Origin of the sequence: Marinobacter sp. bablab_jr008 (assembly GCF_016464145.1) — a bacterium.
In the GTDB taxonomy this organism is placed as follows: Bacteria; Pseudomonadota; Gammaproteobacteria; order Pseudomonadales; family Oleiphilaceae; genus Marinobacter; species Marinobacter nauticus.
In genome coordinates this window covers 103444-128876 of the sequence record NZ_JACDWW010000077.1, presented here as the reverse complement: position 1 = coordinate 128876, position 25433 = coordinate 103444, and the positions used below count along the sequence as shown (strand labels likewise).

Here is a 25433-nt window from a genome sequence, read left to right as displayed (position 1 = left end):
CGCCATAAGAACAACATCCGAGTTAGAGGACCACGCCAATGACGTCGATCTTTGACCAGGGCCTAGAGCCCCGGGACGCGAACTACGCTGTTCAATCCCCCATAGATTTTATCGAGCGCACGGCCAGTGTGTATCCGGATTACCCGGCCATTATTCACGGTGCTATCCGCCGCACCTGGGCTGAAACCTACGACCGTTGTCTGCGCCTGGCATCTGCCCTGAAAGGCCGTGGAATCGGCCGGGGCGACACCGTTGCCGTGATGCTGCCGAACATTCCGGCCATGGTGGAGTGCCATTTCGGCATCCCTATGATCGGTGCCGTGCTCAATACCCTGAACGTTCGCCTGGATGCCGAAGCCATCGCCTTCATGCTGGAGCATGGCGAAGCCAAGGTGGTGATTGCTGACCGGGAGTTCGGTCAGGTGATCAAGGACGCGGTGCGCCATCTGGAGCACAAGCCGCTGGTGATTGACGTGGATGACCCGGAATATGGTGAGGGCGTTCAGGTCAGCGATCTGGATTACGAGGCCTTCCTGCAGGAAGGGGACCCGCAGTTTCAGTGGAGTTTCCCGGATAATGAGTGGGATGCCATTTCACTGAACTACACCTCCGGCACCACCGGTAATCCCAAAGGCGTGGTGTACCATCACCGCGGTGCCTACATCAACGCGCTGGGCAACCAGACGGTGTGGTCCATGGACATGCACCCGGTGTACCTGTGGACGCTTCCGATGTTTCACTGCAATGGCTGGTGTTTCCCCTGGACCATTACCGCCATGGCCGGTACCCACGTGTGCCTGCGCCGGGTAGACCCGGAGAAGATTTTGCAGCTGATTCGTGACCATCAGGTTACCCACATGTGTGGTGCACCGATTGTGTTGAACGCACTGCTGAACGCCTCTCCGGCTGCCAAGGCGGGGATCGACCACGAGGTGAAGTCGATGACCGCCGGCGCTGCGCCCCCCGCGCAGGTGATCGGTGCCATTGAGGAAATGGGCATCAAGGTGACCCACGTGTACGGCCTGACCGAAGTCTACGGCCCGGTCACCGTCTGTGCCTGGAAATCCGAGTGGGACGAGCTGCCGTTGCAGGAACGTGCCAAGGTTAAGGCTCGCCAGGGTGTGCGTTATCACACGCTGGGAGGCACCATGGTGGCAGACCCGAACACCATGCAGCCGGTGCCTAAAGACGGCAAGACCATCGGTGAGATCTTCCTGCGCGGCAACACCGTAATGAAGGGCTACCTGAAGAATCCCAAAGCCACCGAAGAAGCCTTCCGGGGCGGCTGGTTCCACACCGGAGACCTGGCGGTCTGGCACGAAGACGGTTACATGGAAATCAAGGATCGTCTGAAAGACATCATTATTTCCGGGGGTGAGAACATTTCCACCATCGAAGTGGAAGACACGCTGTATCGTCACCCGGCGGTGATGGAAGCGGCGGTGGTGGCCCGTCCGGACGAAAAATGGGGCGAAACACCCTGTGCCTTCGTTACCCTGAAACCGGAGGCCGGCGATGTCTCCGAGGAAGACATCATCAACTTTTGCCGGGAGCATCTGGCCCGGTTCAAGGTGCCGAAGACCGTGGTCTTCACCGACCTGCCAAAGACCTCAACGGGCAAAATCCAGAAGTTCGTACTGAGGGACCAGGCCAAAGAGCTGAACTGATTCCTTGAACGGCTGCGCCGCTGGCGCAGCCAACCTCTCCACAAAAACAACACAGGCTGGCATCTGAAATACGGTGTCTGGAGGTATCGTTATGCAAATGTTCCACAGAAAGAATGGTGAAGAGCAGCCGTACTGGCCTGCTGGTCCCTTTAAAGTCCGACTGCCGTTTGTCCATTACCGCTGGGAATTCGCGGAGATGGTGCAGGCGTTGATCATGTTTGTGGTCAGTCTGGCCATGATTCCGCTGCTGGAAAAATATCTCGGTGTTCCCTACGACGTGGCCCTGGCTTACGTGGTGATCTGCGGTATCGGCTTTATGCTGCCAGCCTTGCTGGGTGTGCCTCTGGTGCCCGGCTGGATTACCCCGGGTATTCCGGTGGTGCTGCTGTTCCTTTCCGATTATGAACCCGGCCCTGAGGCCATCCAGGCGCTGTTTGCATTGCAGTTCCTGGTGTTCCTGATCTTTCTGATTCTGGGCGTGACCCGTCTGGGCAGCAAACTGGTTAACTGGATTCCGCGCTCGATGAAGGGCGGTATCATTATTGGTGCCGGTATTGCGGCATTGATGGGTGAAATCGAGGCCGGCGGCCGCCTGGCCAACACGCCGATCTCCCTGATCGTGGGTGGTCTGGTGTGTCTGTATCTGATGTTCTCGGTCTCGTTCAAAGGCTTTGTCGACAAGAACGTGCTGGCCCGCAAGATTGCCAACTACGGCATGGTGCCGGGCATGGTGGTGGCCATTCTGGTGGGCTTTGCCACCGGCGAATACGATGTGCCGAACGTGGAGTGGGGGATCACCAAGCCGGCGTTCGACCAGTTGTGGAACTACCTGCCGTTTAGCGTTGGTTTCCCGGATCTGAATGTATTTCTGTATGCGATTCCGACCGCAGTCATTGCCTACGTCATTGCCTTCGGTGACATCGTGGTGGGTCAGTCCCTGATGAATCGTGTCGACCACCTGCGCAAAGACGAAGACATCGACAACAGCGTGGACCGTGTGCACCTGGTGACCGCTATCCGTAACGGCGGCCACGCATTCTTCGCGCCATACCCTGGCCTGGCTGGCCCGATCTGGACGGCGGTGACCGCCACCATGGCCGAGCGCTACAAGTACGGCCGTAATGCCATGGATTCCATCTACAGCGGTGGTGGCACCTTCTGGATTACAGGCTTTATCGCACTGTTTGTGCTGCCGCTGGTGAGCTTCTTCCAGCCGGTGCTGCCGATTGCGCTGTCGCTGACACTGCTGCTGACCGGCTATATCTGCCTGATGGTGGGTCTGGAACAGCTGGAGAACAACACCGAGCGCGGTATCGCCGGTACCATGGGTGTGGTACTTGCGGTCTACGGCGCAGGCTGGGGCCTGGCCACCGGTGCGGTGTTGTATTTCCTGATTGAGCGCACTCACATTCTCGGCTTTACCCCAGATCCGGAAGCACCGGGTGTGGAGCCGGTTAAAGAGCACTGAACCTGATGCCGCTGTGTTCGGCGGCGGCATCTACCCACTGTGTGTCCTTGGGAGGCCTGAGCGCCTCCCTTTTTTGTTTCTGGTCGGGGTTCTGACAAGTTGTCATATTGTGACAAAGCGTCTTTTATTCTTGAGGTATGCCTTCCGGTTTGCGGTTACCTGGGGGTAAACTGGTTCCGTTGGTTAAAAATTACCCGCAGTCAAACTCCCGATAACAACAAACAGACCACAGGAGGCTGCCATGACGATCAGCTCCACCCCCGATGGTGTCACGGTCAAACCCCGGCACCTGCGGTTCGATGTTCGTACCGAACTGAGAACGCTCTGGCATGGTAACGATGCCTTTCGAACGGCCTTTTTCAATGCCTTGTCCCTGCAGTTTCCGGATGGCGAGCAACAGTTTATCAACGCAGTCCGGCTCTACCGGGATCAGATTACCGATCCCAAGTTGAAGGAGGAGATCAAGGGCTTTATCGGCCAGGAGGCTCTGCATAGTCGCGAGCATAAGGAATACAACGAGGCTCTGAAAGCCCGGGGCTACGATATTGATGCCCTGGACGAACGGTTCCGCAAACATATGGAGTGGGTCGGGCGCCTGCCGCCGAGTCGGCAGCTGGCCGGGACTTGTGGTGCTGAGCACTACACGGCCGTTCTGGCCAACGCCATTCTCAGTCACCCGGAGTGGATGGAAGGGGCGACTCCAACCATGAAGAGGCTGTGGCGCTGGCATGCCATTGAGGAAACCGAACACAAGTCGGTGGCCTTCGACGTATACCGTGCCTGTATTGGCAATGACAAGCTTCGCCGGATCGTGTTCCTGTTCGTAACCTGGAATTTCTTCCGCTACACCTTCCTTAATACCTGCAGCCTTCTGAAAACCGACGGCAAGCTCTGGAGCCTGAGAACCTGGTTGGGCGGGCTGAATTTCCTGTGGGGAAAACCGGGGGTTCTGCGCAAGTGCCTGCCGGATTTTCTGGCCTATTTCCGGCGGGATTTCCACCCGTGGCAGCAGGACAATCGCGGTTTGCTGGAAGCCAATCTGAGGGAACTGGAAGCCTGATCCGGTTCCCGGTTTGCTGAAATTTTCATCAGCCTGTGTAACACTGGGGCGCTGCAAAATAATCATAAAAAAGGGCGCTCCCGCCAGAGGACACGCCCGAATCCGGAGACATTCAGCATGCGAGTTGGTCTGATCGTTGATAGCGCCTGTGATCTACCCTATGAATTCGCCCGCAAACACGACCTGTTTGTGCTGCCCGTCACGGCCATAATTGATGGCCAGACCTACATCGATAACCACGATCCTGTCCGTACCCAGGAGTTCTATCAGAGCGGCCTGCTCGATAAGGGGCACCAGGCGGAAACGGAGGCGTTCAGCGCCGAGCAGATTCATGATCTTTTCATGGAAAAAATTGTCACCGAATTTGATGTCGCCATCTGCGAAACTGTTACCCGCAGCCGGAGCCTGATTTACCAGAACGCATCTGAAGCCATGAACTCTGTGATGGCGCATTATGAAGAGGCGCGCAAGGCTGCAGGCCGGGATGGCAAATTTTCCATGCGGGTGATCGACAGCAAACAGATCTTTGCCGGCCAGGGGCTGTTGGCGGCTCACACGCTGAAGCTGATTGGCCAGAAAGTATCGAAGAATGCGCTTCGCCATGAAGTGGAAACCTTCACCGACAAAATCTACACCTGTGTCATTCCCCGGGATCTGCATTACATCCGTGAACGCGCCCGGCGCCGAGGTGACAAAAGCGTGTCTGCGGTGGCGGCTTTCCTGGGTAAGGCGCTGAACATCATCCCGGTGATTTTCGGGCAGGGTGTGGAAGGCAAACCGGTTGCCAAGACCCGTAACTTCGACATGGCTGTAGAGAAGGTGATGAATTACGCGGTCGCCCGGGTGGAAGCGGGTTTGCTGACGCCGTATGTCAGCCTTTCCTGTGGCCTGAGCTGGACCGAGATCGAGGATCTGCCGGGCCTGAATCGCCTTCGAGACGCGTGTGAGCAGAACGGCGTTGAGCTGTTGTTGTCCCAGATGGGTATTACCAGTGCCATTTATGTGGGGCCGGGCAGTATCTGCCTGGCGTTGGCCGCGGAGCCTCACGAGTTCAGTGATTTTCAGTAAATCGAACGGGCCGGTCGCCAGACTGGCCCTGTATCACGCCTGAAGGTGTAGTTCGGGCAAACCCGCCTTACCCCGGAACGTGTTAGCCTCTTTGCCAGACAAGAAAACCTGGCAAAGGAAAACAGGCTTATGACCGAGACCACCTCAACCCTGGCGGACCAATTACTTGAAGCCCACGTTCGGCACGAGCTGAATGCCCTGAAAGGCGCCAAACTGAAAAAGTTCCTGCATCAGGAAGTGGACGAACTGCTGGAGTATGCCAATAGCGTGACCCTGGAGCGTGTGGTTAGTGCCGAGCAGATTATGGGCCTGATCCGGCGGGTGGTGGTGAGCATGGAGCTGGATGCCGGCATTCCGGAGTTGGCAGCGAACCTGGCAACCGAAGTGTTGAAGGCCCCGGTTCAGAGCCAGACCAGACTGGGCGATATTCTGTCCCGTGAGCAGGCCAGTGCGTTTGTTGAGGAAGCCCTGGAGTTGCGCCATCAGCGGGAACGGGTGATCAGTGAGATTATGGCTCACCCGGTTTATCAGGAGCTGGTGTCGAATGTGGTCTATCACGGCCTGGTGAACTACCTCTACGAGGATAATCTGATTACCCGCTCAGTACCCGGGGTGGGCTCGATGATGAAGTTCGGCAAGAAAATGGCTAACAAGGCGGTGCCGGGGCTGGATGAGACCTTTGAACGCCGCATCAAGGCCTGGCTTTCGGACAGCCTGCCGAGCCTGATTGCCCGAAGTGAGCAGTTCCTGCACAAGGCTTTGAGTGATGACGAGCTGCGTGACACTGTCATGGCGGCCTGGGTGTCTCTCGAAGACCGAACCATCGAGGATCTGCAGGACGGACTGGGTGATGTTCAGCTGCAGGAATTTGTGGTGCTGGGCTATGACTTCTGGCTGCATTTCCGCCAGACCCCGTATTTTGAGGGCTGCGTTCAGGCAGTAGTGGAGGGGTTGTATGCCCGTTATGGTAACCAACCGGTGATGAACCTGCTCGCGGATATCGGCGTCACGCGGGAAGTGATTGTCACGGAACTTGAAGCGGTGGGCTTGCCGCTGGTGGATCTGCTCCGGCAGGAGGGCTATCTGGAAGCGTTGTTGCGGCGCAGGCTGGAACCGTTCTATCGTTCGGCGGCGACGAAAAAGCTGCTGGCGGCCGCTGGCTGAAACGCATCAGGGCCAATCAAAAAAGGCCGGAGGTGATGCCTTCGGCCTTTTTCGTTTGCGCTCGGCCTGGCCTCAGCGCTCCAGGTACTTGAGTTTGTCGGGCTTACCGTCCCACTCTTCGGCATCTGGCAGCGGGTCTTTCTTTTCAGTGATGTTGGGCCACTTGCCGGCCAGCTCTGCGTTGATTTCAACAAAGGCTTCCTGGCCTGCCGGCAGCTCGTCTTCCGAGAAGATGGCCTCGGCCGGGCACTCTGGCTCGCACAGGGCGCAGTCAATGCACTCGTCCGGGTCGATGACCAGAAAGTTGGGGCCTTCGTAGAAGCAGTCCACGGGGCAGACTTCCACGCAGTCGGTGTATTTACACTTGATGCAGTTATCAGTAACGATAAACGCCATAGTCAGATCCCTGGTTCGTAGAAGATTCAGTCTCATCAGGAGCCTGTCAGTTACCCGGCCCCGTTTATAATTTGGAGCGATATTGTAGGGAGCCCCCCACACTGCCGCAAGCGTTGGCCTGCTATATCGTTATTACCCAGATCAAGTTTGGCGCAGAATGCTGTTATTTTGCCAGTAACTCCTTGAGTTCATAAAGCTGGTTCAGGGCGTCTCTAGGGGTAATGCCGTCCAGATCGAGCTTCTCCAGAGCCTGTTCCACTACACTCGGCTCGGCCACGGCAAACATGTCGCCCTGGTACACTGCATCCACACTGGCGGTCTTAGCCGCAGATGGCGTAGCCGGTTCCGGCTCATTAACGCTCACGGGCGCCGGCGACGGGTTGCTGCCTGCTTCCAGGCCTTCCAGATGCGCCAGCTGGGTTTTGGCGTTGCGGATCACATCCTGGGGTACACCGGCCAGTTTTGCCACCTGCAGCCCGTAACTCTGGCTTGCCGGGCCATCGTGCACATTGTGCAGAAACACGATGGAGTCGTCGTGCTCGGTGGCGGTCAGGTGCACGTTAACCGCATGTTCGAGGTCATCGGCCAACTGGGTCAGCTCGAAGTAGTGGGTGGCGAACAGGGTGTAACACCGGATGTTCTTTGCCAGGTGCTCGGCCGTGGCCCAGGCCAGCGAAAGGCCATCGAAGGTGCTGGTGCCGCGGCCCACTTCATCCATCAACACCAGGCTGTGTTCGGTGGCATTGTGCAGGATATTGGCGGTTTCAGTCATTTCCACCATGAAGGTGGAGCGGCCACCGGCTATGTCATCCGAGGAGCCCATGCGAGTGAATATCCTGTCCACCGGGCCAAGCACGGCGCGGTTGGCAGGCACGAAGCTACCGGTGTAAGCCAGCAGGGCAATCAGGGCGGCCTGGCGCATGTAGGTGGACTTACCGCCCATGTTCGGGCCGGTGATCACCAGCATGCGGCGTCTGGTATCCATCAACAGGTTGTTGGGCACAAACGGCTCGTCGAGCAGCTGCTCCACCACCGGGTGCCGACCTTCCTCCACATCAAATCCTGGCTGGTCGGTAAATTCCGGCGCGGTGAAGCGCAGGGAAGTGGCTCGTTCGGCGAAGTTGCTCAGCACGTCAAGTTCGGCCAGGGCCTGGGCGGCGTCCTGTAGCGGGGCCAGCTGTTCGGCCACGGTTTCGAGGACATCGTCGTACAGGCCTTTTTCCCGGGCCAGGGCACGGCTTTTGGCGCTCAGTGCCTTGTCCTCAAACTCTTTCAGTTCCGGGGTGATGAAACGTTCGGCGTTTTTCAGGGTCTGGCGGCGGATATAGTCCACCGGCGCCTGGTCAGACTGCGCCCGGCTGATTTCGATGTAATAACCATGCACCCGGTTGTACCCCACTTTCAGGGTGGAAATGCCGGTGCGTTCACGCTCCCGGGTTTCCACATCCAGCAGGTACTGGCCGGCGTTTTCACTGATGTTGCGGAGTTCATCCAATTCTTCGTCGAAGCCTTCGGCAATCACACCGCCATCACGAATCACCACGGGCGGGTTGTCGATGATGGCGCGTTCCAGCAGGTCGGCCAGTTCCGGGTATTCACCGATGACGGTGGCCAGCTTCACGACATGGTGTGAGTTGACCGGTTTCAGTGCCTCCTGCAGTTCTGGCAGGGCATGAAAAGCGTCGCGCAGGCGCGCAAGGTCCCTGGGGCGGGCAGAACGCAGGGCAACCCGGGCCAGAATCCGTTCGATATCACCCACCCGTTTCAGCAGATCGTGCACCGGCTCATAGTGGAAACCGTCCAGCAGCGCAGATACTGCCTGCTGGCGCTGGCGCACGCGCTCAACATCCCGAAGTGGACGGTTCAGCCAGCGTCGGAGCTCCCGGGCTCCCATGGCGGTGGCGGTGCGGTCCATCACCCAGGCCAGGGTGTGTTGTTGGCCACCCATCAGGTTGGTGTCGATTTCCAGGTTCCGGCGGCTGGCGGCATCCAGTATCACGGCGTCTTCCCGGCGTTCGCGGGTCAGTTTTCGGATATGTGGCAGTGCTGTGCGCTGGGTCTCCTTGGCGTATTGCAGCAGGCAGCCGGCAGCGCAAACGGCCAGGGTCAGGTCTTCGCAGCCAAAGCCGGTGAGATCGCGTACCTGCAACTGCTGGGTGATCACCCGGAGGGCGGTGTCCGATTCAAACAGCCAGGGGCCCTGGCGGCGTACGCCGGTGAAACCCTCAAGGATGTCGGTATAGGGAAAATCCTCGCTGATCAGGATTTCAGCGGGTCGCAGGCGCTGAAGCTCACCCTGCAGGGCTTCAAGGCTCTCCAGTTCCGACACCGCGAACCGGCCGCTGGAAATATCCAGTGAGGCAAAACCGAACTGCTCTTTGTGATGGTAGATGGCTGCCAGCAGGTTATCGCGGCGGTCTTCCAGAAACGCCTCGTCACTCAGTGTGCCGGGAGTGACAATGCGCACGACCTTGCGTTCCACCGGGCCCTTGCTGGTGGCAGGATCTCCAATCTGCTCGCAGATAGCGATGGACTGGCCCGCGCGAACCATGCGGGCAATGTAGCCTTCGGCCGAATGGAAGGGTACCCCTGCCATGGGAATCGGATTACCTCCGGACTGGCCACGTGCGGTCAGGGTAATGTCCAGCAACTCTGCGGCTTTTTTAGCGTCGTCGTAAAACAGCTCGTAGAAGTCCCCCATGCGGTAGAACACCATCTCGTTCGGGTGTTCTCCCTTGATTTTCAGGTACTGCTGCATCATCGGGGTGTGCTTGGACAGGTCCGTCATAGTTCCTCAATTCTTCCGGGTAAACATCGGCAAGGGTGGTGGCACGCCGTTCGGGATACCAAAACCCGCGATGGTACCACGGTCCGGAGGTGTCGGCAGCCGGTCAGTCACTCAGGGCATCATCAGTCCGGGATAGTCTGTCGCCAGCCTTTGCAGGTCAGCCGGTTCGTCGACGTCGTTCAGGGTTTCGCTCTCCGCCAGCCGCCACCCCAGGGCCGCCAGACGCTGTCGGGTGATGGCGGCCACCTGTTCGGTACTCCAGGGTATATCCGTGAAGAGGGTCGGGCTGAAACGCCGGAGCCCCAGCAGGGCATAGCCGCCGTCGGCGACCGGACAAAGGCAGGCATCGTGGTTCAGGAGGTCGCCGGCCATTTGCCTGAGTCGGTTGGCGTCAAGATCCGGGCAGTCTGTTCCGATCAGGATCACCGGTAAGCCGGCTGTCAGGGCATGTCTGGCGGCTTCCGCCATGCGATGGCCCAGGTCACCTTCAGCCTGGGAAGACAGGATGGCTCGGTCCCCAAGGTCCAACTGTTGCCAGTATTCTGCCGCAGGATCCGGGCTGACACAGAGCTCCACCGGGCCGATATTGGCGTCGAGGGCCTGCGCTAGAGTGTGCCGCAGCATGCGGTCTGCCAGCCGGGCGGCACCGGCCTCGCCCAACGCCGGGATCAGGCGGGTTTTTGCCTTTCCAGGTCGGGGTTCTTTGGCGATAACAATAATACGTGTCTGGTTCATCGGTAACGGGCTGCCAGTTGGTCTGCGGGAACGCCGCGCCAATAGGCCCAGCGCAACTGCCACATTAAAAAGATCGTCCGCCAGCCGCCGCGCTGGTCCCAGCGCCGGCCGGAGGTGACCACTCTGTCACTCAGACACACCGGGGGCGTGATGTGTTTCAGGCGTTTGCAGATTTCCACATCTTCCATCAGTGGTTGTTCCGGAAAGCCTCCGACCTGCTCGAACAGGGTTCGAGTCATAAACAGGGCCTGATCGCCCGTGGCGATGCCGGTCAGTCTTGAGCGCAGGTTCATCATGGCGCCAACGATCGGCAACAGGCGGGAACGGCCGTCGATACGAACATCAAAACGGCCCCAGCTGGTTTCTGAGCGTGCCAGGTGAGTCATTACTTGCGTGTCCGCATGCTCCGGCAACCGGGTGTCCGAGTGCAGGAATATCAGGAAAGGCGATTGGCTGCTGCGTGCTCCAGCATTCATCTGGGTTGCGCGTCCGCGGGCAGAGCGAATCAGGGGAAACCCCCTCGCTTCAATGAGACTGTCCGATTTGTCGTCGCTGCCGCCATCCACCACAATGATTTCGGCGCCCCGCTGACGCCAGATTTCCAGGTGGCTCAGCAGTGATTCGATACCGTCGATCTCGTTGAGAACGGGGACGATGATCGCCATCCGGGGATCTTCTTCGCGTATTGGGTGTCGCAACATGGATTTTGGTGGCCTCCTGAGAGGAGCATATCAGAGCTCGGGGTGGTGAGCATGGCAGGCGGGAGATGAGGTTATGAAACGACTGGTTTTGCTGGGTGCCGGCCACGCTCACATGGTGGCGTTGCGTCAGTTCGCGCGCGAGCCGTTGCCGGAAGCTGAGCTGGTGGTGGTGTCACCGTCCCGGTGGCAGTACTACTCCGGGATGATCCCGGGCTGGCTGGCCGGGCACTATCGCTTCGATCAGTGTCGTGTCCTGGTCGAGCCCACGGTGATCGCCGCCGGTGGCAGGCTGGTGCTCGATCGGGCTGTTGAATTGCGGGCAGCCGAGCAGGAGGTCGTGTTGGCAAGTGGTGAACGGGTGCCCTACGATCTGCTCTCTGTCGATGTTGGATCGGCCAGTGACAGTGCCGTGCTGAACGAGCCGGACAGCATGATCCTCGGTGTTAAGCCCGTCGAACGATTTGCTGAAGACTGGCCGGCAACCGAAAGATCCCTGCGCGCCAGAGCGCGCCCGCGCATTGTTGTTCTTGGTGGAGGCGCTGGAGGTGCGGAGATCGCTATGGCCCTGGCCCGGCGATCAGCGGACTGCGACCAGGCGGGCGTTGTTCTGGTGGCCGGCAGCAATGGTGTAGTGCCGGGCTTTCGTCCCCGCTTTCGCCGCCTGGTGCGGCGGGCGCTGATGCGCTGCGGTGTCGAGATTGTTGAGGAGTATGGCGAACCGGTGGTTGATGGGGTCCGGTTGGCTGGTGGGCGACGAATGCGGGCCGATGCGGTTCTGGTATCTACCGGTGGCAGGGCTCTGCCCTTTCTGGAAGCCAGCGGCCTGGCCGTAGACGAAGCCGGTTTTGTCAGGGTAGACGCCAGCCATCGCAGCACGTCTCACCACAATGTGTTTGTGGCCGGAGATGCCTGTAGCCGGGTTGACCAACGGCTGGACCGTTCCGGGGTACACGCGGTTCGTGCCGGGCCGATACTGGCCCGCAATCTTGCGGCTGCGACATCGGGTAAACCGTTGGTGCGTTTCTATCCGCGCAGGTTTTCGTTGTACCTGTTGGCGGCGGGAGACTGCACGGCGATTGGTAGTTATGGCCCCTTGACGTTTTCGGGCGCCTGGGTCTGGAAGTGGAAAGACCGCATTGATCGCGGATTTGTTGACAGTTTTCCCGGAGCCTGAGACTGGCGACGGGCATTATAGGAAACGGGAGAACCGTATGAATGTGACCGACGGACAATTGGCCAAGGCTGGTGACGCGCTGGCGGCGGCGCTTGAGCGCAGGCGGATGACCATCGCTACCGCTGAAAGCTGCACCGGTGGCTGGGTGGCCAAGGTGCTGACTGACCGGGCGGGTTCGTCCGCCTATGTTATGGCGGGTCTGGTGACCTACAGTAACGCCGCGAAGCAGGCCATCCTTGGCGTACAAGCTGATACTCTGGAGCAGTGCGGGGCGGTCAGTGAACCGGTGGTGCGACAGATGGTGACAGGTGCCATACGTGCCACAGGCGTGGATATCGCTGTCGCTGTCAGCGGTGTTGCCGGGCCGGGTGGGGGTAGTGCAGACAAGCCGGTTGGTACGGTCTGGTTTGCCTGGGGCAGCCGGGCTGACAACACCGAAGCCCGGGTAGCGCATTTCGATGGCGATCGGGATCAGGTGCGACGGCAGTCGGTTTTGTATGTATTAGAAGGAGTTACCGGATTTGTCGAAACCCTGTGAGGATTTTCACCTTTCCGGGGGTTGGTCTCCTTCTGGCCATATGTTTTAATACTGTTCAAATATACAGGAAAACACTGGATGGCTATTCAGGTTTTCTCCGGATTCTGCCGCATTGGCCAACAAGGTTGAGCGGCCCTGGTAACGAGGGTTTGCAAGAATGGAAGATAACCGCAAGAAAGCACTCGGCGCAGCGTTGAGCCAGATCGAACGTCAGTTCGGTAAAGGTGCTGTAATGAAGATGGGCGACCAGCCCCGTGAGGCGATTCCTGCCGTATCCACCGGCTCCCTTGGGCTGGATGTTGCTCTGGGCATTGGTGGTCTTCCTTACGGCCGGATCGTTGAGATTTACGGCCCGGAGAGCTCCGGTAAAACCACGCTGACTCTGCAGGTTATCGCGGAAGCGCAAAAACAGGGTAAAACCTGTGCCTTTGTGGATGCCGAGCACGCACTGGACCCGGTTTATGCGGAAAAGCTGGGTGTTAACGTTGATGAGCTGCTGGTTTCCCAGCCGGATACCGGTGAGCAGGCGCTGGAAATTGCCGACATGCTCGTGCGCTCGAACGCGGTGGACGTGATCATAGTCGATTCGGTAGCGGCCCTGACCCCGAAAGCGGAAATCGAAGGCGAGATGGGCGACAGCCACGTGGGTCTTCAGGCTCGCCTGATGTCACAGGCACTGCGCAAGCTTACCGGTAATGTGAAGCACGCCAATTGCCTGATGGTGTTCATCAACCAGATCCGTATGAAGATTGGTGTTATGTTCGGTAGCCCCGAGACCACCACCGGTGGTAACGCCCTGAAATTCTATTCCTCTGTGCGTCTGGATATTCGCCGTATCGGTTCGGTGAAAGACGGCGACGAGGTGGTGGGCAACGAAACCCGCGTAAAAGTCGTCAAGAACAAGGTGTCGCCTCCGTTCCGGCAGGCGGAGTTCCAGATCATGTACGGCAAGGGCATCTACCACATGGCGGAAGTGCTCGACATGGGCGTGAAAGAAGGCTTTGTGGACAAATCCGGCGCCTGGTACGCCTATAACGGCGACAAAATCGGCCAGGGCAAAGCAAACGCTTGTAAGTTCCTGGAAGAGAACCTGGATATCGCCAATGAAATCGAGGCTAAAGTGCGTGACAAGCTGATGCCCAAGCCGGTCAAGAAAGAGACGGCGGAGGCTCCTGCTGAAGCCAATGGCGAACTGCTATAAATTCTAAAAAGAGAAAGATAGGGAGGCGTGACATGAAGCGACTGCTAATTGTGGCTCATGCCCCGTCTCCGAATACCCTGAGATTACGGAGCGCCATCGAAAATGGCGCTCGTAATCCGGACATCGAAGCGGTAGAGGTGGTGGTAAAGGCGCCTCTCGAAGCTGGCCCCGAAGACATCCTCGCATGCGACGCCATCATCCTGGGCACCACGGAAAACCTCGGCTACATGTCTGGCGCCCTGAAAGACTTTTTCGACCGCAGCTACTATCCCTGCCTGGAGAAAACCCAGGGCCTGCCTTTTGCCTTTTATATCCGTGCCGGCCATGATGGTACCGGGACCCGCCGAGCTATTGAGACCATAACCACAGGGCTGCGCTGGAAGCTGGTGCAGGATGCACTGGTATGCCGGGGTGAATTCCGGCCCGAGTTTGAAGGGCAGTGTTACGAGTTGGGTATGGCAGTGGCGGCCAGCCTTGACGCCGGCCTGATTTGATCAACTGGCGTAGCGGTTGTAGAAGCCTTCAATACGGGACAGTGCGTTGTCCATCGTTCGTGAGTAGGCATTTTTGTCCAGGCAATAGGCAAACTGCAGACTGACCCGATATCCCGCCTGGTAGGGCTGGCAGGCGATAACCCGGGCGCCGACCCGGGATTCACTGATGTACTTGCCCTCGATATCAAGAAACAGTCGCACACCTACATCCACCGGTCGTGGGCAGAGAACCGCCATACCATAGCGGTTCATGTCCAGGCAGGTAACTGCCACAGGCTGTTTGCCACGGCCGAAGAAACCGCGCTCACGCAGTTGAACCCTCAGGCAGGACGCCGGAAAACGATCCTTGATGCGGCGATCTGCGGAATTATTCGTCATGTTTTCAGTCATCACGTGTCTTGTACTTGTTGTGGCCGGATTCCGTCCGGGAGATGAAGTGTAGTAATCGACGGCTTGCATGAAAAATGACCACGGCCGGATTTGTGACCAAGTTGGCACTTGCGGTCGGCTCTGGCCCCTTTCGATAAAACCGGACGAGGTACGCGACAGACCCGGCCCCAGGCACTACAATGGCGGGCCTGAAATCCGACAAAACTGACCGTTACGGGAAGCCAATTTGAAGTCTCTGCCCCTGCATCAGCTGTATAAAGCCTGCGTCCTCAAAGACCTGCCATTCAAGACCACAAGGCAACTTGAGCCCCTGGCCGAAATCGTGGGCCAGAACCGTGCCCAGGAGGCCGTGCGCTTTGCCCTGGCCATGCCCCATGGCGGCTACAACGTCTATGCCGTGGGTCGGAATGGGCTGGGCAAGCGAACCATGATGCTGCGTTACCTTGAGCATCATGTGGACACGCTGCAGCAAAGCCATGACTGGTGTTATGTCGCCAACTTCGAGGAACCGCGTAATCCCAAGCTGTTGCAGCTGCCGGGAGGTATGGGGACCCAGCTGAAGCAGGACATGGAAAAGCTGATGACCCGGCTGGTGAAAACGATCCCCCAGACTTTTGACAGCGACAGCTTTCTGGAACGCTCGGAGCAGTTGAAGAATGATTACGGCAAGAGGCAGGAAGATGAGCTGGCCAAAGTGGCTGCCCAGGCCAAACGGAAAAAGGTAAGCCTGACGGTAACCACCCCCGGTGGCTATCGCCTGGTCGCCATGAACGGCGACGAGCCTCACACGGCGGAAAGTTTCCAGGCTCTGACCGAGGAGCAGCGGGACAAGTTTGAGGACTCGATCAACAAGCTTGAGAAGAAGTTGCGCCAGGCGTTGCGGAAAATGGCGGACTGGGAACAGGAATATGCCGACAAACAGCAGGCTCTGAACCAGGAGACCCTAGAGGGTATCTCCGGCCATCAGATTGACGAGCTGGTGGAGAAATACCGTGAACAGCCCGATGTGGTTACATACCTGGAGGCGGTTCGCAAAGACCTGGTGGATAACCTGGATATCTTCCTGGAAGACGACGAGGAGCAGGCTGCCATTGCCTGGGCCGCACTGGACAAGAGAATGCCCCGGCGCTACCTCATCAATGTGCTGGTGCATCAGAAAACCAATGAAGTACCGGTGGTGGTGGAAGATAATCCCACCTATCACAATCTGTTCGGCTATGTGGAAAACGTGACCTACAAGGGCACGGTCTTTACCGACTTCTCTCTGATTCGGGCCGGAAGCCTGCACCGGGCCAACGGTGGCTATCTGCTGATGGACGCCATCAAGGTGCTGGAGCAGCCGTTCGTATGGGATGGTCTGAAGCGCGCATTGCGATCAAAATCTATCCAGATCAACTCCCTGGAGCGGGAGCTGACCCTGTCCGGCACCATTTCCATCGAGCCGGAGGCGGTTCCTCTGAACGTCAAGATTGTGTTGTTCGGCGATCGGGAAACCTGGATGCTGCTGCAGGAATACGATTCCGAGTTTGCCGAGCTGTTCCGGGTAACGGCGGATTTCGAAAACGAGATGTACCGCACCGAAGAGAGCCAGTTGCTGTACGCCAAGTTCATCTCCAGCCTTGTGGTTGAGAAGAAGCTGTTGCATTGCACCAACAAGGCGGTGGCTCGCATTATCGAGCATAGTGCCCGCATGGCTGACCATCAGGACAGGCTGTCGTTGCATGCCGCCGACATCGCCAACCTGTTGCGAGAGTCGGATTTCTGGGCCCGCCAGGCTGGTGCCAAGCTGATTTCTGAGGTACATGTGGAACGTGCGCTGGAGAGCGCCCGTTACCGCAGCAGTCGCATCCGTGATCAGTTCTATGATTCCATCCGGGACGGTTCCACTCTGGTGACCACCACGGGCACCTGCGTAGGTCAGGTAAACGCGCTTTCGGTATTGTCCACCGGTGGCTTCGAGTTTGGTTTGTCCAATCGTGTGACCGCAAGCTGCTACTATGGAGATGGCGGAGTCATGGACATTGAGCGCGATGTGAAGCTGGGAGGCAATATCCACTCCAAGGGCGTGATGATTCTGAGTTCCTGGCTGGCCTCTCATTTTGCCGTGAACGATCCCATGCACCTGTCTGCCAGCCTGACCTTTGAGCAGAACTATGGCGAGGTGGATGGCGACAGTGCCTCGTTGGCGGAACTCTGTGCGCTGATTTCGGCCTTGTCCGGCATTCCGGTGCGGCAGGATCTGGCCATTACCGGCTCTGTTAATCAGTTTGGCGAGGTTCAGCCGATTGGTGGTGTGAACGAAAAGGTGGAAGGCTTCTATGCCACCTGTGAGCTTAAAGGTGGTCTGACCGGCAGCCAGGGTGTCATCATTCCAACCACCAATGTCCAGAACCTGATGTTGGACAGCGAAGTGGTGCAGGCGGCCCGGGCAGGGCGGTTTGCCGTGTACCCGGTTGCCCGGGTGGAAGAGGCGATTACACTGTTACTGGGCAAGCCGGCGGGCAAAGCCGATGAGAAAGGCAGGTACCCCAAGCAGAGTGTTTTTGGCATTATTCAGCAACGGCTCGAAAAAATGCGCGAGCATGAGCGGCAGGAGCACGCCCGGGACGATCATAAAGATCCGTCCATTCACTGACCGGCACCATAATAAAACGGACAGGAGAGTACAGATCCATGACTGAGATCCAGCAAACTGTGTACGTGGTAGAGGACGATGAAGCCGTTCGTGATTCACTGGAGTTGTTGTTGAAATCCGATAGCAAGCCGGTGAAAACCTACGAAAGCGCCAATGCCTTTCTGAAGGACTATTCCGACAAGATGGCCGGCTGCATCGTGCTGGATATCCGTATGCCCGGGATGGATGGCATGGAGCTTCAGAAGAAGCTTAACGACAAGCATTCGATCCTGCCCATTATCTTTGTGACCGGCCATGGCGATGTGCCGATGGCGGTGGACGCCATGAAAGAGGGCGCCGTGGATTTCATCCAGAAGCCCTACCGTGAAGAGGCTCTGCTGGAGAAGATCGAGGCGGCCCTGGAGCAGGATCAGGAACAGCGTAAATCCCTGGACGAAAAACAGGAAATCATCCGCCGGGTGAAGAGCCTGACGCCCCGCGAGCGGGAAATCATGGACCGCATGATTGCCGGCCAGGCCAACAAGGTCATCGCCATTGAGTTGGAAATCAGCCAGCGTACCGTGGAGATTCACCGTTCCCGCGTAATGCACAAAATGGGCACCCATTCCCTGGCCCATCTGGTACGTATGGTCCTGTCCGTAAAGGACCTTATCGACTAGGACGGCCGGCACCGTCATCATGTCCGAACGTTTTTAACCGGCCGTATTTCTATGACTGAAACTGTCAGTGAGAACTCCGAGGTGACGGTTCTGTTGGTGGACGACAACCCGCAGAACCTGAAGGTCCTCTACGAGACCCTGAAAGACAAAGGCTACCGTTTGCTGATCGCCAACGAAGGCGAGAAAGCACTGGACCTTGCCCACCGACACCACCCTGAAGTCATCCTTCTGGATATCATGATGCCGGAAATGGACGGCTATGAGGTCTGCGAGCGCCTGAAAGCCGACCCGCAAACGGCCGACTGCGCGGTGGTGTTTCTGTCGGCACTGGATGATCTGCAGGCCAAGGTAAAAGGTTTTTCTCTTGGCGGCGCGGATTACATTTCCAAGCCGTTTCAGTCCCAGGAAGTGATTGCGCGGGTGAAAACCCATGCCCAGGTGATTCGCCTTGAGCGTGAATTGCAGGCCCGGAACCGCGAACTCCAGGGTGATCAGGCCCGGATTCTCAATTCCATCAGCGAGGGCATCTACGGCCTCGACGAGAATGGCATCATTGAATTCGCCAATCCCGCTGCGGGCATGATCATGGGCTGCCCGGTTGAAGACCTGATCGGCAAGAGCTTTTTTGATCTGCATTTTTCCACCGCGTCAGATTCGGAAGACAACCTGCCGGTAATGGCTACCTGCCGGCAAGGCGTGGCCGAGAACCAGCGCGATATCCGTATGCTACGGGCCGACGGTTCCGGTTTCCCCGCGGAGTATCGCTCAACGCCAAAGCTGGATGACGAAGAACTCCACGGCGCGGTGGTGGTGTTCCGGGATATCACTACCGAGCTGGAAAACGAGCAGGCACTGGAGGATGCCCGGGCCATGGTTCAGGAGCAGCGGGATCAGCTGGCCCACACCTCCCGTTTGAGCACCATGGGCGAGATGGCGGCGGGATTTGCCCATGAAGTCAATCAGCCACTGACGGCAATCACCAATTACGCCCGAGTGGCCAAGCGTATGATGGGCAAGGAGCAACCCGACCTGGGTTTGCTGCAGGAAACCCTGGACAAGGTCGAGGCTCAGTCCCATCGCGCCAGCGAAATCATCCGCCGGATCCGGCGATTCATGAAAAAACCCGCCACCGGTAAGGAAATACTCTCGGTTCCCGGTTTGCTGGAGGATACCCGCCAGTTTGCCGAAGTCGACATGCGCAACAACGAAGGTGGCATCGAGGTACAGGTAGAGGATTCGCTGCCGGATGTGCTGGCCGACCCCATACAGGTGCAGCAGGTCGCCCTGAACCTGATACGCAATGCCCTGGAAGCCACCCGCAGTGCCGGCGCGGCAACGCCGGTTGAAGTGAGTGCCCGCCGTTGTGGCGACCACTGTGTCCGGGTTCAGGTGCGGGACCATGGCATCGGAGTCGCCGAAGAGGCCGAAGAGAAACTGTTTCATCCGTTTCATACCACCAAGGACGAGGGTATGGGGATCGGATTGGCCACCTGCCGCTCCCTGATTCAGGCCCAGGGCGGCGAAATCGGATACGAGCGCCCGGACGATGGCGGCGCTTGTTTCTGGTTCACCCTGCCTGTTTCCGGAGCCGAAGGAGAACTCTGCGCTCCGGAGGAATAAGCGCTACAGCCAGTCGATGCGCCCGGTCAGATGCGGGGCATCGCCTTTCGCATTCAGTAACTGGAAATCCCAGCCATCCTTTCCTGTCTGCCAGTTGAGCATCGCGTTTCCCGGCAGCAGCAGGGGTTTCTTGAACTGGCAACTGGCCCGCACCGGGCCATCCTTCCATCCCTTCTGATTCTCCAGCAGCGCCAATGCCCGTGCTTTGCTCCACATGCCATGGGCAATGGCCCGTGGAAAGCCGAAGGCTCTGGCGCTCAGGGCGTGCATGTGGATCGGGTTTCGATCCCCCGAGACTTTGGCGTATTGCCGGCCCAGGTTTTCCGGGGCCTTGATCGCTTCGGAGAATGGGTAGGTTTCCAGCTCCGGTTTCGGTTTGGTGCTGGTTTTACCAGGGCCGTTGGTTATCCGGAACAGGTTGGTACTGACTTCCTCCCAGATCAGGCGCCCTGAGGCCCTCGCTTCCGTCACCAGGTCAAATTCCAGCCCCCGGTCGGTGCGTTGCTGGTTGCCCAGGATAACCCTGAGGTCCAGGTTTTCGCCTGCGGCCAGAGGGCGATGCTGGGTGATGCTGTTTCTCAGATGCACCAGGCCCAGCAACGGCAGCGGGAATGCGGGTTCGGTCAGCAGTTTCAGATGCAGGGGGAACACCAGGATATGCGGCCAGGTCACAGGCAGCCGGGTTCCCGGATGAAAACTGCAGATTTTCAGATAATCACGGAGTGCAGGGGTGTCCGTGGTAACGCCCAGGAGGCTGGCCTCCAGTCTTGGAATCTGCACCGCTTCCGGGTTGTTCGTTCCGGATTTCGGCAGCAGTGCCCTGCCGTACAGAGGCAAGAGGGCAGGAGGCGTGTGGTGATAAACCAGTGGCGCGGACATCGTAGCGTTCTCCTTGGTCGGCCCGGGGCCGGCGTCCATGTGCATGTCTTGATGGCAATGTGGTTTTATTCTGGGCATTGCCAATTTCTGGTACAACTGTGCGTTTGTGGCCTGATATGCTCTAATGTACGACGAAAGTCTGGCAAACCCGGCCAGATCTGGCATTGACCTGGCGTGCTCCGGGCCCTGTCCGGCGGGTCAAAGTAGTAACCAATAAATAAAAAAGCGGGATACTATGCAGGAACTACGTGATGCAGGCGTGATGCTACGCCTGATATACGAGGCGATGAAGCGAAGAGGTATTGATACCGACGCCATCTTCAGCCGCCTTGGCGTTAACGAGCAGTATGTATACACGGATCAGCTTAGGACTCCCCACAGCGCCCAGCTCTATTTCTGGCAGGCGGTGGAGGATGTATCCGGTGACCCCGATGTTGGTTTGCACCTTGGGCCATTGCTCCCCGCCTACAAGGGGCAGGTACTGGAATACCTGTTCCTGAGCAGTCCGACGTTTGGCGAGGGCTTGCGCCGCGCCCAGAATTATCAGCGCTTGCTCAGCGATGCCGCCAACACGGATTTTTTCGTGGCTGGCGATGAAGCCTGCATGGTTCTTGATACCGCCTCAGACGATGTTCGCCGTCTGAAACACTTCAATGAGTGTTTTGTTCAAGGCCTGATTACCTTCTTCAAATCCATTACCGACGGCAATTTCTACCCATCCCGGATTGAGTTCGAGCATGATCGGGAGCAGGGTCAGGACCATGTTCGTGAGGTGTTGGGGTGTGAGGTGGTGTTCGGTGCCGAGGAGAACCGGCTTTATTTCCCCGCCGAATTGCTGTCCCATGCATCGCCTCATGCGGAACCCGAACTGTTGGCCCTGCATGAACGCTTCGCCAGTGAGCAGGTGGCCCGGCTCGAGAAGAAGGACATTGTTGGCCAGGTGGAGCGCATCATCGCGGAATTGCTTGATAGCGGCGAAGTCACGCTTGATGCCGTGGCTGAGCGTTTGGGGATCAAGCCCCGGACCCTGCGAACCCGGCTGACCGAGGCCGAGACCAGTTTTAATCAGGTATTGGCGGATTTCCGCTACCGTCTAGCACGGCAGCTACTGGCCACCACCGATGAATCCATTGATGAAATTGTCTATCTGACCGGCTTTTCAGAACCCAGTACGTTTTATCGGGCGTTCAAGCGCTGGTCTGGCATGACACCGATTGAATACCGCAAGACCGCCCAGGGCAAGGATGCAATGGTTGATGCCATGTAAGTGGCGATTCAGGCAAATCTGAAAAAAGTTTGGCAAAATCGTTGACATAAACGAGGGCCTCTTTATAATGCGCCCTCGTTGTCACAGAGCAGTCGCAAGACAGCTCAGGCAGCTACGCGGAGCGGTAGTTCAGTTGGTTAGAATACCGGCCTGTCACGCCGGGGGTCGCGGGTTCGAGTCCCGTCCGCTCCGCCATTTTTTACCTCCCCTGAAGTCTTCTCAGTTTTTCTTGATCCTCAGAATCTTTCGATGTTCGCCCGGGCTGATGCCATGCCATCGCTGGTATGCCTTGTGAAATGCCGGAGGGTTGGCAAAGCCGAGCAGCCAGGCAATTTCTGCCAGCGAGCTGTCGGTTTCCTTCAAGTAATCCCAGGCCAGTTGTTGGCGGGTAGTGTCCAGTAATTGCCGGAATCCACTGCCTTCTTCGGCCAGCTGTCGTTGCAGTGTCCAGGGCGTCAGGCCCATTTTTGCGGCCAGAACGTCCACCGACACCTTGCCACCCACCAGTAATGGCGCCATGTGATGGCGGGCGCGATCGGTAATTCTCCACCCTCGCTGGATTCGCTGCAGTTCCTGTTCGCACAGGCTCACCAGTTTCTCATTCATGCCTCTCTGCGCCTGCGCCGGTACCAGCTCCCAGATTGTGTCCTTGATCCGGATATCGTTTGCCGGAGCCCCGAATTCCACGGGGCATCGGAACCAGCTCTCGAACAGGTCGTCCTGACCAATGGATGGGTACTCAATCCGGACACGCTCCAGTACATCGTAGCGGCCGGTCATGTGTCGAATCAGTTGGGTCCAGGCGGCCAGCACAGAATCCACGACAAAATAGTTGTATTGGTTATAGGGGCGAATGGAATAGAAGCTCACGGTTTTCATTGCGCGCTGAAAGCTGGGAGCCCCGCGGGAATTATGACTGGTGAGGAGCGAATATCGCACCAGCAATTCAAGTGCCCCGGCGACTGTCCCGGCGGTTTCGGCGGCGAGCCCCGCCATGCCGGCGTCGACCGGGCGTGACAGCGCCCCCATGCGCAGCCCCAGCGCCGGATTCCCCGTGGCATTGATAGCGGCGTGGCCCAGTCGCATGAATCTGGGGATGCTGATACGGGCATCGACAGCCGCCTGTTCCGGAGCGCTCAGATGGAACCGTGCTTTCAGCTGTTCCGCATCTCCACCTTCGGCAGCAACGGCCCGCAGTAGCACGGAGACATAGAGCAGGCTGATATCGCCCAGAGCATTCCGGGCCGGCGTTCGGGATTTGATCATGGGCCTATTATTGATGTTTTTCAGGGATAATCAAATGTTATTTTTGGATATTGTTGGCGCAGAGCAGGGTCGGTAGTGTTATGCCCATAACAAATGGGCGGATGTCCCGATACCTGATCAGATGAGGAGAATTTCATGACCACTGCTTCCGGCGAGAGCAAATACCCGAATCTTCTGAAGCCTCTTGATCTGGGCTTTACCACGTTACGCAACCGTACCCTGATGGGGTCCATGCACACCGGCCTTGAGGAAGTGAAAAACGGTTTTGAGCGCCTGGCTGCTTTCTACGCTGAGCGCGCCCGTGGCGGCGTTGGTCTTATCGTGACTGGTGGTATAGGCCCGAATACGGAAGGTGCGGTATTCCAGCATGCGGCCAAGATGAATACCGAGGAAGAGTCCGACAAGCACAAGGTCATCACCAAGGCGGTTCACGACGAAGGTGGCAAGATCTGTATGCAGATTCTGCATGCTGGCCGCTACGCCTACTCTCCGGAGCTGGTGGCACCCTCTGCTATTCAGGCGCCCATCAACCCTTTCAAACCCAGGGAGCTGGACGAAGCCGGTATCCAGAAGCAGATCGACGATTACGTGAATTGCGCCGCTCTCGCGCAGCGGGCCGGCTATGACGGCGTCGAGATCATGGGTTCTGAAGGTTACTTCATCAACCAGTTTATCGTCGCTCACACCAACCACCGCACCGACCAGTGGGGCGGCAGCTACGAGAACCGTATCCGTCTGCCGCTGGAGATTGTGCGCCGGGTCCGTGAGCGGGTGGGTGAGAACTTTATTATCGTCTACCGGTTGTCCATGCTGGACCTGATTGAAGACGGCAGCACCTGGGAAGAAGTGGTTCACCTGGCCAAGGAAATCGAGAAAGCCGGAGCCACCATTATCAACACCGGTATCGGTTGGCACGAAGCCCGTGTTCCGACCATTGCCACCTCGGTGCCCCGGGCCGCATTTACCAAGGTAACAGCGCGCCTGAAGGGCGAGGTCAGCATTCCTCTTGTGACCACCAACCGGATTAACATGCCGGATGTCGCCGAGAAAGTCCTGGCGGACGGCGATGCCGACATGGTCTCCATGGCCCGGCCGTTCCTGGCCGATGCTGAGCTGGTGCTGAAGGCGGAGCAGGATCGTGCCGACGAGATCAACACCTGCATCGGCTGTAACCAGGCTTGTCTGGATCATACCTTCAGCGGCAAGCTGACCTCCTGCCTGGTCAACCCGCGGGCCTGCCATGAAACCGAGCTGGCTTACGTTAAAGCGGCGCAGCCCAAGTCCATCGCGGTAGTCGGTGCCGGCCCTGCGGGCCTGGCGTTTTCCACCGTGGCCGCGGAGCGTGGTCACAAGGTGACCCTGTTTGATGCCGGCAGCGAAGTCGGTGGCCAGTTCAACGTGGCCAAGCGTATTCCGGGCAAGGAGGAATTCTACGAAACCCTGCGTTATTTCCGGAAAATGCTCGACAAGACCGGGGTCGATGTACGTCTGAATACCCGGGTTTCCGCCGAGGAACTCAAAGCGGGTGGTTTCGATGAAGTGGTTCTGGCTACTGGTGTGGAACCCCGCACTCCGGATATCGAGGGCATTGATCGCCCGAACGTTATCGGTTACCTCGACGCCCTGTTGGAGCGCAAGCCGGTGGGCCAGCGAGTGGCGGTGATCGGTGCCGGTGGTATCGGTTTTGATGTGTCCGAGTTTATTGTCCACAAGGGCGATTCTCCCTCTCTGAATACCGAACACTTCATGAAGGAGTGGGGCGTGGACCTGTCGGTCGAGCATCGCGGCGGTATCCAGGGCGTTACGGCGGAAGTGCCGGCACCGGCTCGCGAGGTCTATCTGCTGCAGCGTAAGGCCTCCAAAGTGGGCAAGAATCTGGGCAAGACCACAGGCTGGATTCACAGAACCTCGCTGAAGAATCGCCATGTTCAGATGGTGCCGGGGGTGACTTATCGCAAGATCGACGATGAAGGTCTGCACATCACGGTTACGCCGAAAGGCGCAGAGCAGGGTGAGGACAAGATCCTGCCGGTGGATACCATCATTGTGTGTGCGGGTCAGGAGCCGCTTCGCGAACTGCAGGCCGGTGTTGAGGCAGCGGGCATTCCGGTACACCTGATTGGTGGCGCCGATGTGGCGGCGGAGCTGGATGCCAAGCGGGCCATTAACCAGGGCAGCCGGCTCGCTGCGGAGATTTGATCACAAATCGTTGCAGTTTTTCTCTGTGCTTCGGCACTTGTCTGGCTAGACTATGTCGGAAAGT

The 25433-nt window shown here is 58.2% G+C and carries 21 protein-coding genes and 1 tRNA gene; 15 read left to right on the top strand and 7 right to left on the bottom strand.

Annotation, left to right across the window (positions count from 1 at the left end; genetic code table 11):
- Window positions 1-38 precede the first annotated feature (38 nt).
- From JIF53_RS16405 to JIF53_RS16385, 5 genes are all read left to right on the top strand, one after another.
- A complete protein-coding gene (locus tag JIF53_RS16405) occupies window positions 39-1667 on the top strand; it encodes an acyl-CoA synthetase (protein ID WP_153741370.1) in 1629 nt (542 codons plus the stop codon).
- A gap of 91 nt (window positions 1668-1758) precedes the next feature.
- Window positions 1759-3135: a solute carrier family 23 protein gene (locus tag JIF53_RS16400; protein WP_022990961.1), complete on the top strand. Its 1377-nt coding sequence runs from the start codon at window positions 1759-1761 to the stop codon at window positions 3133-3135.
- A gap of 241 nt (window positions 3136-3376) precedes the next feature.
- Complete coding sequence (locus JIF53_RS16395; protein WP_011785563.1) at window positions 3377-4195, top strand: metal-dependent hydrolase; 819 nt, start codon at window positions 3377-3379, stop codon at window positions 4193-4195.
- Between the two features lie 117 nt (window positions 4196-4312).
- A complete protein-coding gene (locus JIF53_RS16390; protein ID WP_011785562.1) occupies window positions 4313-5263 on the top strand; it encodes a DegV family protein in 951 nt (316 codons plus the stop codon).
- 129 nt (window positions 5264-5392) lie between these two features.
- Window positions 5393-6427, top strand: coding sequence for a hypothetical protein (locus JIF53_RS16385; protein ID WP_153741371.1), 1035 nt, complete (start codon window positions 5393-5395; stop codon window positions 6425-6427).
- Between the two features lie 72 nt (window positions 6428-6499).
- Here the strand turns inward: JIF53_RS16385 and fdxA are convergent, their stop codons facing one another.
- The 4 genes from fdxA to JIF53_RS16365 form a co-directional block, all read right to left on the bottom strand.
- Window positions 6500-6823 carry a ferredoxin FdxA gene (gene fdxA, locus JIF53_RS16380; protein WP_011785560.1) on the bottom strand — a complete coding sequence of 108 codons (324 nt, stop codon included), beginning with the start codon at window positions 6821-6823 and terminating at the stop codon, window positions 6500-6502.
- A 163-nt stretch (window positions 6824-6986) separates the two neighbouring features.
- Window positions 6987-9611: a DNA mismatch repair protein MutS gene (mutS, locus tag JIF53_RS16375; protein WP_153741372.1), complete on the bottom strand. Its 2625-nt coding sequence runs from the start codon at window positions 9609-9611 to the stop codon at window positions 6987-6989.
- Window positions 9612-9722: 111 nt separating this feature from the next.
- Window positions 9723-10346: a TIGR04282 family arsenosugar biosynthesis glycosyltransferase gene (locus tag JIF53_RS16370; RefSeq protein ID WP_153741373.1), complete on the bottom strand. Its 624-nt coding sequence runs from the start codon at window positions 10344-10346 to the stop codon at window positions 9723-9725.
- Window positions 10343-11047 (bottom strand): TIGR04283 family arsenosugar biosynthesis glycosyltransferase, encoded by a 705-nt coding sequence (locus JIF53_RS16365; protein WP_014420965.1) that lies wholly within the window; start codon window positions 11045-11047, stop codon window positions 10343-10345. Before JIF53_RS16365 ends, JIF53_RS16370 begins: the two co-directional genes overlap by 4 nt.
- A 73-nt stretch (window positions 11048-11120) precedes the next feature.
- On the opposite strand from JIF53_RS16365, the gene JIF53_RS16360 reads away from it, so the two are divergent.
- The 4 genes from JIF53_RS16360 (at window position 11121) to JIF53_RS16345 (ending at window position 14454) form a co-directional block, all read left to right on the top strand.
- Entirely contained in the window at window positions 11121-12221 is a 1101-nt protein-coding gene (locus JIF53_RS16360; RefSeq protein WP_153741374.1) for an FAD-dependent oxidoreductase, read from the top strand.
- A 37-nt stretch (window positions 12222-12258) separates the two neighbouring features.
- Window positions 12259-12759 (top strand): CinA family protein, encoded by a 501-nt coding sequence (locus JIF53_RS16355; protein WP_014420967.1) that lies wholly within the window; start codon window positions 12259-12261, stop codon window positions 12757-12759.
- A 157-nt stretch (window positions 12760-12916) separates the two neighbouring features.
- Complete coding sequence (gene recA / locus JIF53_RS16350) at window positions 12917-13960, top strand: recombinase RecA (protein ID WP_011785554.1); 1044 nt, start codon at window positions 12917-12919, stop codon at window positions 13958-13960.
- Window positions 13961-13992: 32 nt separating this feature from the next.
- Window positions 13993-14454 (top strand): flavodoxin family protein, encoded by a 462-nt coding sequence (locus JIF53_RS16345; protein ID WP_153741375.1) that lies wholly within the window; start codon window positions 13993-13995, stop codon window positions 14452-14454.
- On the opposite strand, the gene JIF53_RS16340 is transcribed toward JIF53_RS16345, so the two are convergent.
- On the bottom strand, window positions 14455-14832 hold the full coding sequence (locus tag JIF53_RS16340) for a PilZ domain-containing protein (RefSeq protein WP_031210250.1): 378 nt from the start codon (window positions 14830-14832) through the stop codon (window positions 14455-14457).
- A gap of 238 nt (window positions 14833-15070) precedes the next feature.
- Between JIF53_RS16340 and JIF53_RS16335 the strand changes: the two genes are divergently transcribed.
- From JIF53_RS16335 to JIF53_RS16325, 3 genes are read left to right on the top strand one after another with little or no spacing between them, the layout of a single operon-like run.
- Window positions 15071-17479, top strand: coding sequence for a Lon protease family protein (locus JIF53_RS16335; protein ID WP_011785551.1), 2409 nt, complete (start codon window positions 15071-15073; stop codon window positions 17477-17479).
- A gap of 38 nt (window positions 17480-17517) precedes the next feature.
- Complete coding sequence (fixJ, locus tag JIF53_RS16330) at window positions 17518-18138, top strand: response regulator FixJ (RefSeq protein ID WP_014420970.1); 621 nt, start codon at window positions 17518-17520, stop codon at window positions 18136-18138.
- A gap of 51 nt (window positions 18139-18189) precedes the next feature.
- Window positions 18190-19758, top strand: a complete 1569-nt coding sequence (locus tag JIF53_RS16325) for a response regulator (RefSeq protein WP_183579249.1) — start codon at window positions 18190-18192, stop codon at window positions 19756-19758.
- Window positions 19759-19761: 3 nt separating this feature from the next.
- Here the strand turns inward: JIF53_RS16325 and JIF53_RS16320 are convergent, their stop codons facing one another.
- Window positions 19762-20637: a MaoC family dehydratase gene (locus JIF53_RS16320; RefSeq protein ID WP_199453378.1), complete on the bottom strand. Its 876-nt coding sequence runs from the start codon at window positions 20635-20637 to the stop codon at window positions 19762-19764.
- Between the two features lie 235 nt (window positions 20638-20872).
- Here JIF53_RS16320 and JIF53_RS16315 point away from each other — a divergent pair, with 235 nt between their 5' ends.
- Together JIF53_RS16315 and JIF53_RS16310 are read left to right on the top strand one after the other, a co-directional pair.
- On the top strand, window positions 20873-21904 hold the full coding sequence (locus JIF53_RS16315; RefSeq protein WP_014420974.1) for an AraC family transcriptional regulator: 1032 nt from the start codon (window positions 20873-20875) through the stop codon (window positions 21902-21904).
- A 118-nt stretch (window positions 21905-22022) separates the two neighbouring features.
- Window positions 22023-22099: transfer RNA gene (locus JIF53_RS16310), tRNA-Asp, on the top strand.
- A gap of 24 nt (window positions 22100-22123) precedes the next feature.
- Here JIF53_RS16310 and JIF53_RS16305 read toward each other — a convergent pair.
- Window positions 22124-23170, bottom strand: a complete 1047-nt coding sequence (locus JIF53_RS16305) for an AraC family transcriptional regulator (RefSeq protein ID WP_011785548.1) — start codon at window positions 23168-23170, stop codon at window positions 22124-22126.
- Window positions 23171-23305: 135 nt separating this feature from the next.
- Here JIF53_RS16305 and JIF53_RS16300 point away from each other — a divergent pair, with 135 nt between their 5' ends.
- Complete coding sequence (locus tag JIF53_RS16300; RefSeq protein ID WP_011785547.1) at window positions 23306-25369, top strand: NADPH-dependent 2,4-dienoyl-CoA reductase; 2064 nt, start codon at window positions 23306-23308, stop codon at window positions 25367-25369.
- Window positions 25370-25433 lie beyond the last annotated feature (64 nt).